The sequence below is a fragment of the Streptomyces griseorubiginosus genome (assembly GCF_017614965.1).
GTDB lineage: Bacteria > Actinomycetota > Actinomycetes > Streptomycetales > Streptomycetaceae > Streptomyces > Streptomyces griseorubiginosus_B.
In genome coordinates, this window is the sequence record NZ_WVUG01000288.1 from 1 (window position 1) to 11,289 (window position 11,289).

The following is an 11,289-nucleotide window of genomic DNA, read 5'->3' on the forward strand; positions in this document are numbered from 1 at the left end:
GACCGACGACGGACCCGAGCCCGGCCGTCCCGGTCGCCCCCACGCCGTCCGCGACCTACTCGCTGCCGCCGGCCGCCTCCAGCCCGCCTCCGCAGTAGTCCCGTTCAGGACAAGCGGAACGTCACAGGCAGACAACGCTCCGTCCGGATTGTGAACAAGGCATGGCGCCCGAGAGGGCCTTTGGCATAGAAACGCGGCATGTTCTGGGTCCTCCTCCTGCTGCTGGCCTGGGCCGTCGCCGGCACGGCGTGTACGCGGCTGTGCCTGGCCGCCGTACGCGCGGCGGCCGTCGACACGGACCCGCTCCAGCGTGATCTGACGCTCTACGAGGCCGCGTTCCTCTCCGGCGGTCCGCGCCGGGTCGCCGATCTGACCATGGTCTCCATGGCCCGGCAGCGCCGGCTGCTGCTCGCCCACACCGGCTGGGCGACGGTGGTCGACCCGCGCGGACGGGACGAGATCGAGCAGTCGGTCATCGGGGCCATCGGGCCCGAGGGACAGAACCGCATCGCCCCGGTCCGCGCCGCCGCTGCCGCCGCGGACGCGGTGGGCAACCTGGGCGACCGTCTCGTGCGCGCGGGACTGGCCGTGCCGGCCGGCTCCCGGACCACCGTCGCGGCCGCGGTGCGCCAGGTGCGGCTCGCCGTACCGGCGGTCCTGGCGCTGGGCGCGACGGCGCTGCTGGCCCCGGCCCAGCCGGCCATGTCGCGGGGTCTGGTCGCCCTGTGGTTCGCGTTGCCGCTCGCCCTGAGCCTGAGCTGTCTGGCCATAGCCCGCGTCGAGGCGCACCCCTACTCCCGCTGGGCCTCCCCGGCCGGTCAGCGCCTGCTGGGCACCCTGGCCCGCCGCCCCTCGGACGGCGACGACCGTACGTATCTCACCTGTGTCGCGGTCCGCGGAGTCCACGCGGTCGGCGAACCGGACCTGCGCGCCGCCTTCGCCCATCGCGACCGGGTGTAGGCAGTTCTACGGCCGGTCCTTCGGGTGTGAGGCGTGTGCCGGGGGCGCACGGGGGGCATTGGGGCGACACCGCTGGACGGTGCTTGCCTTCGGCGGGGGCCGAACGAGACTTCCCTTTTGTCGCCGCCGTGCACCGAAGGGATACGCGATGAGAGCAGCCGCCCTCTACTCGGCCGCCGGATCCTTGCTCCTGACCGCCCTCGCCACGGCCCCGGCCGGCAGTGCCCCCGGCACGGCCGAGCTGCGCGGTACGGCGGTGGCCGCCGCGCGGGCCCGGGCCGCCGGTGTCGACTTCGGCGCGTGCTCGAACGCGCAGGACATGCCGGGCAGCCTGGAGTGCGGCACGGTCTCCGTCCCGCTGGACTACGCGGACCCGGGCGGGCGCCAGATCAAGCTGACGGTCAGCCGGGTGCGGGCCACGCACCGCGACCCGCACAACAGCAAGCGCCGGGTGCCCGGGCAGGGCGCCCTGGTCTACAACCCCGGCGGGCCCGGCGGCGACGGACTGTACTTCCCGCTCGTCGGCCTGCTGCCGCAGTGGAAGCGCATCGCCGGCGCCTACGACCTCGTCGGCTACTCCCCGCGCGGCGTGGGCCGTTCGGCGCCCCTGTCCTGCGAGGACCCCAAGCACTTCTTCAAGGGGCCGTCCCTGGCGCCGACGCACCCCTCGCCGTCGTACAAGAGGGAACGCGTCGCACGGGCCAAGGCGTACGCGCGCGGGTGCGCGCGGCGGGCCGGGAAGGCGCTCGGCCACTACACCTCGCTCGACAACGCCCGTGACCTGGACGTGCTGCGGGCGGCGCTGGGCGAGGAACGGCTGACGTTCATGGGGTCGTCGTACGGCACCTACCTGGGCGCGCTGTACGCCACGCTGTTCCCCTCCCATGTGCGCCGGATGGTGTTCGACGCGGCGGTCAACCCCGATCCGGAGCAGGTCTGGTACCGCAACAACCTCGACCAGTCGGCCGCGTTCGAGGAGCGCTGGGCGGACTTCCGGGAGTGGATCGCCGAGCACGACGACGTGTACGGACTGGGCGGCACGGCCGAGGCGGTGCAGTTCAGCTACGACCGGGCGAGCGCACGGCTGGCGGCCGAACCGGCGGGCGGCAAGGTGGGGCCGGGGCAGCTGCAGGGCGCGTTCCTGACGGCGGGCTACTACGACGACTTCTGGCCGCAGCGGGCCGAGGCGCTGTCGCGGTACCTGAAGGGCGACCCGAAGCCGCTGATCGAGCAGGCGGCGCCGGTGGTGGAGGCGGCGGCCGAGGTGGAGAACACCAACGCGGTCTATACGGCCGTGGAGTGCAACGACGCGCCCTGGCCGACGGACTTCCGGGTCTGGGACCGGGACAACACACGGCTCGCGCGGGTGGCGCCGTTCGAGACGTGGGACAACGTGTGGACGAACCTGCCCTGCGCGTACTGGCCCGCGCCGCGGCAGCGGCCGGTCGATGTGCGGACGGGTCCCGGTGAGGTGCCGGCGACGCTGATCCTGGCCGCGGAGCGGGACGCGGCGGCCCCCTACCAGGGGGCGCTGGAGTTGCAGCGGCGGCTGTCGGGGGCGGCGCTGGTGACCGAGCGGGACGCGGGGACGCACGGCGTCGCGGGCGGACCGAACCGGTGCGTCAACGCGTATCTGGACGCGTACCTGCTGCAGGGGCGACTGCCGCGGCGGCACGCTGCCTGCGCCCCGCACGCCGCCCCCGAACCGACGAGGCCGGACAGCCGCTCCGCGACGGCCCGGCCGGCGGTGGGGCGCTGATCAGGCGAGGCCGGCGATCAGCTCGGCGACGTCCTTGCGGCGGCCCGTGTAGAACGGGATCTCCTCGCGGACGTGCCGGCGGGCCTCGGAGCCGCGCAGGTGGCGCATGAGGTCGACGATGCGGTGCAGCTCGTCGGCCTCGAAGGCGAGGATCCACTCGTAGTCGCCGAGGGAGAACGACGCGACCGTGTTGGCACGGACGTCGGGGAAACCGCGGGCCATCTTGCCGTGGTCGGCGAGCATGCGGCGGCGGTCCTCGTCCGGCAGCAGGTACCAGTCGTAGGAGCGCACGAACGGGTAGACGCTGACGTAGTTTCGGGGCGTCTCGTCGGCGAGGAACGCGGGGATGTGCGAGCGGTTGAACTCGGCGGGGCGGTGCAGTGCCATGTTCGACCAGACCGGCTCCAGGGCGCGGCCCAGCCTCGTACGGCGGAAGAGGTTGTAGGCCTCCTGCAGCTGGTCGCTGGTCTCCGCGTGCCACCAGATCATGAGGTCGGCGTCGGCGCGCAGCCCCGAGACGTCGTAGGTGCCGCGGACGGTCACGTCCTTGGCGGCGAGCTGGTCGAACAGCTCCTGGACCTCGTCGGCGTAGCCCGCGCGGTCCTCGGGCAGCACGTCCTTCAGCCTGAAGACGGACCAGAGGGTGTAGCGGATGACCTCGTTGAGGTCCTTGGCCAGCTTGCCCTTGTTCGGGATGCGCGCGGCCTCGGTGGTGGGGGCGTCGTCACTCATGTCCCTCATTCTCCCGCTCCTCCGTGCAGGGACTGCACCGGGTTGGCGGTGAGCTCCTGCACACCGCCAAGGTCCCCGTCGAGCTGGTCCACGGCCGCGAAGGCACTGGCGATGCAGGCCGGGATGCCGACACCGTCGTACTGCGCGCCGCAGACGGCGAGGCCGGGGAGCTTGGCGATGTGCTCGCGGATGCGGGCCACGCGCGCGTGGTGGCCGACGGGGTACTGGGGCAGGCCGTCGGTCCAGCGGGTGACGCGGCTTTCGATCGGGGTGGCGTCCAGGCCGGTTGCGGCCCTGAGGTCGTGGCGGGAGACGTCCACCAGGGCGGCGTCGTCGCGCTGGAGGATCTCGGTCTCGCCGTACCGGCCGACGGAGGTGCGCAGGACCAGGACGTCCGGGTCCTCCTCGGCGATCCAGCCCCACTTCTGGGAGGCGAAGGTGGACGCCTTGATGGTGCGGCCGTCGACCGGCGGCACGAGGAAGCCGCTGCTGCCTTCCGGGAGGGCGGTGTCGGAGCGGCGGTAGGCCAGGGTGACCAGGGCCATGGAGGCGTACTCGACGGCGGCCAGTTCGGCGGCTGCCTCGGGGGCCTCGCCGCGCAGCAGGCCGGCCGCGGCCGGGGCGGGGACGGCGACGATCACCGCGTCGGCGTGCAGGACGCGGTCGCCCGCGACCACCCGCCAGCCGCCGGACGCGTCACGGCGTAGCTCCGTCACCGGGGCGCCGGTGACGATCTCGCCGCCCCGCGCGCGCACCGACGCGGCGACGGCGGGCGGGAGGGTGCCGATGCCGCCCTCGATGCCCATGAACACGGGCCCGGCCTGCTGACCGGCCGCCGCCTTCGCCTGGATCTCGCGGACTCCCTCGGTCAGCGAGGTGTGCGTCCGCGCGACCTGGAAGAGCTGCGGGACCGCCGAGCGCATCGAGATGCGGTACGCGTCGCCCGCGTACACACCGCCCAGCAGCGGCTCCACGAGACGGTCGACGACCTCGCGGCCGAGCCGCGCCGCCACGAACTCCCCGACGGCCACGTCGTCGCCGACCTCCGTGCGCGGCAGGTCGGCGTCGCGCCCGATGCGGGCCAGGCCCTCGTCGGAGAGGACGCCCGCGAGCGCGTCCGCGGTGCCCGGCACGCCCATCACATGGCCCTTGGGCATGGGGCGCAGGGCGCCGCGGGTCCACAGCGAGGCCGACGCGGTGGCCGGCGGCTGGAGGCGGTCCGTGAGCCCCACCTCGCGGGCCAGGCCGACCGCCTCCGGTCTGCGGGCCAGCATCGACTCCGCGCCGAGGTCGACGCGCACACCGGCGATCTCCCCGGGCAGCAGCTTGCCGCCGACGCGGTCCGACGCCTCCAGCACCGTCACACCGGCGCCCCGCCGCAGCAGCCTGTGGGCCGCGGCCAGTCCGGCGACGCCGGCTCCGACGACGACCACCCGGCTGCCGGCACGTGATCCGTTCATGGCTCCACTGTCTCAGACGCAACTGACAGTCGTGCCAGGGCCCATGTGGCCCCGCCGAGTCCCGACCGTGACCGCATCGCGACCACCGGAGCCCAACGTCCCGCGCCCTTCCGGCGTCGAAGGAGCGTCAGTCGTCACGACCCTCGGGGGGTAGGCCCACATGCGCGCACGACGTTCCGCACGACCTGTCCAGGCCCTGGCCGGACTCCTGCTGGCCGCGGCACTCGCCCTGACCGGATGCAGTTCCGCGAGCGACTCCGGCGGCACCGCCTCCGCCAAGGACGCCGCCGCCCGGGGCGACGCGCGGGAGGCCGCTCCGGGCGGCGCGAAGGACGCCGGCGGGGCGGGGGCGACGAGCGGCGGCAAGCCCCGGGCGCCGAAGCTCACCGCGAGCAGCATCATCCGCACCGCCTCCCTGACCGTGCAGGTCAAGGACGTGCCGAAGGCTCTCGACGAGGCGCGGAGCACCACCGAGAGCGCGGGCGGCTACGTCGGCGACGAGACCACCAGCCGGGACCCGGAGGGCCGCGAGCACACGCGTGTGGTGCTGCGGGTGCCAGTGGACCGCTACGACCAGGTGCTCGCCGACCTCCAGGGCGCGGGCAAGCTGATCGACCGGACGGCGAAGGCCGAGGACGTCACCGACCAGGTCGTCGACGTCGACAGCCGCGTGAAATCGCAGCGGGTCAGCGTCGCCCGGGTCCGCGAGCTGATGGACCGGGCCACCAAGCTGAGCGATGTCGTCGCCCTGGAGGGCGAGTTGAGCAGCCGGGAGGCCGATCTGGAGGCGCTGCTCGCCCAGCAGGCGTCGCTGAAGGACCGCACGAGCATGGCCACCATCACGCTGTCCCTGTCCGAGACGCCGGTGAAGGCGGCCGCGAAGGACGACGACCCCGGCTTCCTGGACGCGCTGGCGGGCGGCTGGCACGCCTTCGTGACGATGCTGAGGTGGCTGGCGGTGGCCTTCGGCGCGGTGCTGCCGTTCGCCGCGGTGGCCGTCCTGCTCGTCCTGGCCTGGCTGCGCCTGGTCCGGCCCCGGCTGCCGCACCGCCCGACCCCCGCACCGGCGACGAGCGCGCTCGGCCCCCTGCCGACGGCCCGCCCGGCCCCGGAGGGCACGGGTCCGCGCGAAGAGGGCCGACAGGACTGAAATGCCCTGCGCCCGTAGCGTGTTCGCATGAGCATGAGCGCTGCGCGGGAACGACTGGTGGTGATCGGCGGTGACGCCGCGGGGATGTCCGCGGCGTCGCAGGCACGCCGGCTGCGGGGCCCGGACGAGCTGGAGATCGTGGCGTTCGAACGCGGCCACTTCACCTCCTACTCGGCGTGCGGCATCCCGTACTGGGTGGGCGGCGACGTCGCCGAGCGGGACCAGCTGATCGCCCGCACGCCGGAGGAGCACCGCGCGCGGGACATCGACCTGCGCGTCCGGACGGAGGTCACGGAGATCGACGTGGCGGGCGGCCGGGTACGCGCGCGTGACGTCGATACCGGCGCCGAGTCCTGGACGTCGTACGACAAGCTCGTGATCGCGACCGGCGCCCGCCCGATCCGCCCGGACATGCCGGGCGCCGACGCCCCGGGCGTCCACGGGGTGCAGACCCTGGACGACGGCCAGGCCCTGCTGGACTCACTGGCACGCACGCGTGGCCGTCGAGCGGTGGTGATCGGCGCGGGCTACATCGGCGTGGAGATGGCCGAGGCCCTCATCAACCGCGACTACGAGGTCACGGTCGTCAACCGCGGCAGCGAGCCCATGTCGACCCTCGACGCGGACATGGGCCGCCTGGTGCACGAGGCCATGGAGGGCCTCGGCATCACGATGGTGAACGACGCGGCCGTCACCAAGATCCTCACCGACGGGGACGGCCGGGTCCGCGCGGTCGCCACCGAGGACGCCGAGTACCCGGCGGATGTCGTGGTCCTGGGCATCGGCGTCCGTCCCGAGACGGCCCTCGCCAAGGCGGCCGGCCTCCCGCTCGGCGCCCACCACGGCCTGCTCACCGACCTCGCGATGCGGGTGCGCGGCCACGAGAACATCTGGGCCGGCGGCGACTGCGTCGAGGTCCTGGACCTGGTCTCCGGCCAGGAACGCCACATCGCCCTCGGCACCCACGCCAACAAGCACGGCCAGGTCATCGGCACCAACGCCGGCGGCGGCTACGCGACCTTCCCCGGAGTGGTCGGCACCGCGGTCAGCAAGGTCTGCGACCTGGAGATCGCCCGCACGGGCCTGCGCGAGAAGGACGCGCGCAGGGTGGGGCTGGAATTCGAGGCGGTCACCATCGAGTCGACGAGCCGCGCGGGCTACTACCCCGGTGCGTCGCCCATGACGGTCAAGATGCTCGCCGAGCGCCGCACCGGACGGCTGCTCGGCGTGCAGATCGTGGGCCGGGAGGGCGCGGCGAAGCGGGTCGACATCGCCGCTGTCGCCCTCACGGCCGGAATGACGGTGGAACAGATGACGTCCCTGGACCTGGGCTACGCTCCCCCGTTCAGCCCGGTCTGGGATCCGGTACTGGTAGCTGCCCGCAAGGCCTCGAAGGCGGTCCAGCAACACCGGTAAGGGGCGCGGGGCTGTATCGATGTGCGGCTCCGCCGCGGGGGCGCGAGCAACCCCCGCGGCCCGCACCCGGCAACGAGCCTACGCCGACCCGTTGATCCGCTCGATCGCCTGCCGCGCCTGCTCCGCCGGAGGCCGCGGCGGCAACGACGACACCGAGGCCGTCGACGCCATCGCCACCGGCTGCTCCCCCGCGGGCTTCGCGTGCGCCGCCGCCGGTCGTGTGGAGCGCAGCCGGTGGCTCACCGCCTCGTCCAGGGTGACCGGCCGCTGCATCTGGGACGCGAGCCGCCCGGCCTCCTGGCCGAGCCTGGCCACGTCTTCCCACGGCAGCCTCACCACCAGGGATATCTCGGCCTCACCGTCGGGAAGAGCATGCATCGAGGGAGTGACTCGGTCGTTCATCGCCTGTTCCTCACGTCGTCCCCGCGGCCCGCCTTCCCCGCGCCGCGGGCGGTTGACGAGTCATACGGACACGCGCGCGCCCACGTTCACCGATTCGCCCCGCTCATCGGGGGCACTAATCCCTTGTGGTCATCCCCGTTCATGACGTGAACCCGGTCCGCCGCACCCCCTGGGTGACGTACGCGCTCATCGCCGCGAACGTCTTCGTGTTCCTGTCCACGCCCGGCATCGCCGGTTCGGTGGCGGGCGGCAGCGACCTGTCACAGACGTGCCATCTGCAGGCGTTCCTGGACCATTACGCCGCCGTGCCACGGGAGTTGATCCACCATCAGATGCCCCAGCTGGTGCCCACGGGCGACGTGCGCGGCGGGGGCTGTCTGCTGGCCCCGCCGGGTTACGACAAGTCGCCCCCGCTGTCGGTCCTGACGGCGATGTTCCTGCACGGCAGCTGGCTGCACCTGCTCGGCAACATGCTCTTCCTGCTGATCTTCGGCAACAACGTCGAGGACCGCATGGGCCACATCCGCTTCGCCCTCTTCTACGTCGTCTGCGGCTACGCGGCCGGTTACGGCTTCGCCCTTCTCAACGCCGACTCCGCCGACCCGCTGATCGGCGCCTCGGGAGCCATCGCGGGTGTGCTCGGCGCCTATCTGGTGCTGTATCCGAAGGCCAGGGTGTGGGTCCTCGTACCGTTCCTGATCTTCCTGCCGCTACGGCTGCCGGCCTGGCTGGTGCTGGGCTTCTGGTTCGTGCTGCAGGCCTTCTACTCGGCAGGCGAGGGCGTCTCCGCCGCGGGCACGGTGGCGTACGCGGCGCATGTCGTGGGGTTCATCGCCGGCATGCTGCTCGCCTGGCCGCTCAAGCCGGGCACTCCCCCGCCGCCGGAACCGCGCGGCCTGCTGTTCGGCAGGAGGGCGCAGCCCCGGCACACCTGGTGAGCGGCGGAGCGGGTCAGCGCGCGGTCTGCGTGTGGACGTACTCCGCGAGCCGGGTCAGCGCGTCGGGGTCGATGGACGGCATGACGCCGTGGCCCAGGTTGAAGACATGGCCCTCCAGGTCGGCGGCCGCGTCGAGGACCTCGCGGGTCTTCTCCTCGACCGTCTCCTTGGGAGCGAACAGCACGGTCGGGTCGAGGTTGCCCTGCAGCGCCTTGCCGGGGCCGATGCGGCGGGCGGCCTCGTCCAGCGGGACGCGCCAGTCCACGCCGACGACGTCCGCGCCCGCCTCGCCCATGAGCCTCAGCAGCTCGCCGCTGCCGACGCCGAAGTGGATGCGCGGGACGCCGTACCCGGCGACGGCCTCGAGGACCTTCGCGGAGGCGGGCATCACCGAACGCCGGTAGTCGGCGGGGGCCAGCGCGCCGACCCAGGAGTCGAAGAGCTGTACGGCCGAGGCGCCGGCCTCGATCTGCACCTTCAGGAAAGCGGCCGTGATGTCGGCGAGGCGGTCCAGCAGGTCGGCCCAGAGCTCGGGGTCGCCGTACATCATCGCCTTGGCGTTCTCGTACGTGCGCGACGGACCGCCCTCGACGAGGTAGCTCGCGACGGTGAAAGGCGCGCCGGCGAAGCCGATGAGCGGGGTGGCGCCGAGTTCGCGGGTGAGCAGGCCGATCGCCTCGGTGACGTACCAGACGTCCTCGGGGGTCAGGTCGCGGAGCTGGGCGAGGTCCGCGCGGGTGCGGATCGGGTGGGCGACGACGGGGCCGACGCCGGGCTTGATGTCGAGGTCGACGCCGATGGCCTTGAGCGGGACGACGATGTCGCTGAAGTAGATCGCCGCGTCCACGTTGTAGCGGCGGACCGGCTGCAGGGTGATCTCGGTGATCAGGTCGGGGCGCATGCAGGACTCGAGCATGGGCACGCCCTCGCGCACCTTGCGGTACTCCGGGAGCGAGCGCCCCGCCTGGCGCATGAACCACACCGGAGTGTGGGGCACGGGCTCCCGGCGGCAGGCCTTGAGAAAGGCGGAGTCGTGCGTGGGGGACGGCTGCTGGGTCTCGTTGGCGCTCACGGGGCAAGTCTGACATGACGCCGGTGGGGCTCCCGCCCCCGCACGGGGTTACACCCATGTACACCCGATCCCGGGTGTCTAGGCCCGCACCACGCCCCTGTTCCCCTTAATCTTCCGGCATGGCTGCGGCTCAGGAACGACTGTCGGACGGCGCTGGCGGGATGGATGACGGCAAGGAGGGGGACGGGGACGGGAGCGGGGCTGCTCCGCCGGCTTTCCTCGCGGCGGTGCAGGCCCTGCGCGGCAGCCGGCTGCGGCCGCAGATCGAGGTGGAGCCGACCCGTGCCCCGCAGCGGCTCGCGCCCCACGCGTACGCGCTGGAGGCGACCGTCGTCGACGGCGAGCAGGACCTGGCCGACGGGCGTCTGGTGCTGCTGCACGACCCGTCCGGGCACGACGCCTGGCGGGGCACCTTCCGGCTGGTGACGCTGGTGCGCGCGGAGCTGGAGCCGGAGATGGCAGCCGATCCGCTGCTGCCGGACGTGTGCTGGTCCTGGCTGACCGGCGCGCTGACCGCGCGCGGGCTGTCGTACGGCGAACCCAGCGGCACCGTCACGCGCGCGAGTTCGCACTACTTCGGCGGGCTGTCGGAGCGTCCCGCGGCCTCGCAGATCGAGATCCGTGCCTCCTGGACGCCCCGCGAGGGGCTGGGTGGGGTGCCGGACACCGCGGCCCATCTGGCGGCCTGGTGCGATCTGCTGGCCCAGGTCGCCGGGCTGCCGCCGGCCGGGCCGGGTGACGCGTCGGTGGTGACGTTGCCGCAGCGGCGGGGGCCGCAGTCACGCTGACACGCCTTTTTTGGGCGTCACTTTGTCGATACGGCCACTTTCAATCACGAATCAGCCCTCGAACGAACCGATTCGTTCACCGAACGATCGACCGCGTGTCCGAATTGCACAGATTGTTACTCACTAAATCGTGATCTTTCCCTAAAGGACCCCGGGTTCGCTGCCGAAGACGACTGTGACCTTGAAAGCCGTCCCGCACCCCAGGAGGCCTGGTGTCCGTTCTCCTCGAGCAGCCCGCAAGCCTGGTCGCCTACCGCCCGAACAAGCCGACCGCCATGGTGGTCGTGGCCGACCCGCGCGTCCGCTCCACCGTCACCCGCCACCTGTGGGCGCTCGGTGTGCGCGACGTCATCGAGGCCTCGTCCATCGCGGAGGCTCGTCCCCGCATCGGCAACCCCCGCGACATCTGCGTCGCCGACGTCCACCTGCCCGACGGCTCGGGCCTCACCATCCTCTCCGAGACCCGCGCCGCGGGCTGGCCCAACGGCCTGGCCCTCTCCGCCGCCGACGACATCGGCGCCGTGCGCAACGCCCTCGCGGGCGGCGTCAAGGGCTACGTCGTCACCGGCACCCGCACCAACGTCGGGCTCCCCACCCGGCCCGGTGCCGCCC

At 73.0% G+C, this 11,289-nt stretch carries 11 protein-coding genes; 7 read left to right on the plus strand and 4 right to left on the minus strand.

Annotated elements, in window-relative coordinates:
- The first annotated feature begins 198 nt into the window (after nucleotides 1–198).
- Complete coding sequence (locus tag GRC12_RS35325; RefSeq protein ID WP_133041535.1) at nucleotides 199–960, plus strand: TIGR04222 domain-containing membrane protein; 762 nt, start codon at nucleotides 199–201, stop codon at nucleotides 958–960.
- Nucleotides 961–1,108: 148 nt separating this feature from the next.
- Nucleotides 1,109–2,719: an alpha/beta hydrolase gene (locus GRC12_RS35330; protein ID WP_208784067.1), complete on the plus strand. Its 1,611-nt coding sequence runs from the start codon at nucleotides 1,109–1,111 to the stop codon at nucleotides 2,717–2,719.
- Here GRC12_RS35330 and hemQ read toward each other — a convergent pair whose 3' ends face one another.
- Nucleotides 2,720–3,451, minus strand: a complete 732-nt coding sequence (gene hemQ / locus GRC12_RS35335) for a hydrogen peroxide-dependent heme synthase (protein ID WP_208784068.1) — start codon at nucleotides 3,449–3,451, stop codon at nucleotides 2,720–2,722.
- Between the two features lie 5 nt (nucleotides 3,452–3,456).
- Nucleotides 3,457–4,911, minus strand: coding sequence for a protoporphyrinogen oxidase (hemG, locus tag GRC12_RS35340; RefSeq protein ID WP_208784069.1), 1,455 nt, complete (start codon nucleotides 4,909–4,911; stop codon nucleotides 3,457–3,459).
- 160 nt (nucleotides 4,912–5,071) lie between these two features.
- Here hemG and GRC12_RS35345 point away from each other — a divergent pair, with 160 nt between their 5' ends.
- Nucleotides 5,072–6,061: a DUF4349 domain-containing protein gene (locus tag GRC12_RS35345; RefSeq protein ID WP_208784070.1), complete on the plus strand. Its 990-nt coding sequence runs from the start codon at nucleotides 5,072–5,074 to the stop codon at nucleotides 6,059–6,061.
- Nucleotides 6,062–6,088: 27 nt separating this feature from the next.
- Nucleotides 6,089–7,477 (plus strand): FAD-dependent oxidoreductase, encoded by a 1,389-nt coding sequence (locus tag GRC12_RS35350; RefSeq protein ID WP_208784071.1) that lies wholly within the window; start codon nucleotides 6,089–6,091, stop codon nucleotides 7,475–7,477.
- Nucleotides 7,478–7,555: 78 nt separating this feature from the next.
- Here GRC12_RS35350 and GRC12_RS35355 read toward each other — a convergent pair whose 3' ends face one another.
- Nucleotides 7,556–7,879, minus strand: a complete 324-nt coding sequence (locus GRC12_RS35355; protein ID WP_208784073.1) for a hypothetical protein — start codon at nucleotides 7,877–7,879, stop codon at nucleotides 7,556–7,558.
- A 125-nt stretch (nucleotides 7,880–8,004) separates the two neighbouring features.
- Between GRC12_RS35355 and GRC12_RS35360 the strand changes: the two genes are divergently transcribed.
- The gene (locus GRC12_RS35360; RefSeq protein ID WP_208784075.1) at nucleotides 8,005–8,817 is read left to right on the plus strand and encodes a rhomboid family intramembrane serine protease; all 813 of its coding nucleotides are present in this window, start codon (nucleotides 8,005–8,007) and stop codon (nucleotides 8,815–8,817) included.
- 13 nt (nucleotides 8,818–8,830) lie between these two features.
- On the opposite strand, the gene hemE is transcribed toward GRC12_RS35360, so the two are convergent.
- Entirely contained in the window at nucleotides 8,831–9,889 is a 1,059-nt protein-coding gene (gene hemE / locus GRC12_RS35365) for a uroporphyrinogen decarboxylase (protein WP_208784077.1), read from the minus strand.
- 119 nt (nucleotides 9,890–10,008) lie between these two features.
- Between hemE and GRC12_RS35370 the strand changes: the two genes are divergently transcribed.
- The gene (locus GRC12_RS35370) at nucleotides 10,009–10,677 is read left to right on the plus strand and encodes a DUF3000 domain-containing protein (protein WP_133046039.1); all 669 of its coding nucleotides are present in this window, start codon (nucleotides 10,009–10,011) and stop codon (nucleotides 10,675–10,677) included.
- 212 nt (nucleotides 10,678–10,889) lie between these two features.
- The coding region (locus tag GRC12_RS35375) for a response regulator (RefSeq protein ID WP_208784078.1) at nucleotides 10,890–11,289 on the plus strand (400 nt) is incomplete at its 3' end.

Bases quoted from the DNA above. Each gene is read 5' to 3' on its own strand.
- GRC12_RS35350 (WP_208784071.1), top strand. From the start codon at position 6,089: ATGAGCATGAGCGCTGCGCGGGAACGACTGGTGGTGATCGGCGGTGAC.
- hemQ (WP_208784068.1), bottom strand. From the start codon at position 3,451: ATGAGTGACGACGCCCCCACCACCGAGGCCGCGCGCATCCCGAACAAG.
- GRC12_RS35330 (WP_208784067.1), top strand. From the start codon at position 1,109: ATGAGAGCAGCCGCCCTCTACTCGGCCGCCGGATCCTTGCTCCTGACC.
- GRC12_RS35325 (WP_133041535.1), top strand. From the start codon at position 199: ATGTTCTGGGTCCTCCTCCTGCTGCTGGCCTGGGCCGTCGCCGGCACG.
- GRC12_RS35370 (WP_133046039.1), top strand. From the start codon at position 10,009: ATGGCTGCGGCTCAGGAACGACTGTCGGACGGCGCTGGCGGGATGGAT.
- GRC12_RS35345 (WP_208784070.1), top strand. From the start codon at position 5,072: ATGCGCGCACGACGTTCCGCACGACCTGTCCAGGCCCTGGCCGGACTC.
- GRC12_RS35355 (WP_208784073.1), bottom strand. From the start codon at position 7,879: ATGAACGACCGAGTCACTCCCTCGATGCATGCTCTTCCCGACGGTGAG.
- hemG (WP_208784069.1), bottom strand. From the start codon at position 4,911: ATGAACGGATCACGTGCCGGCAGCCGGGTGGTCGTCGTCGGAGCCGGC.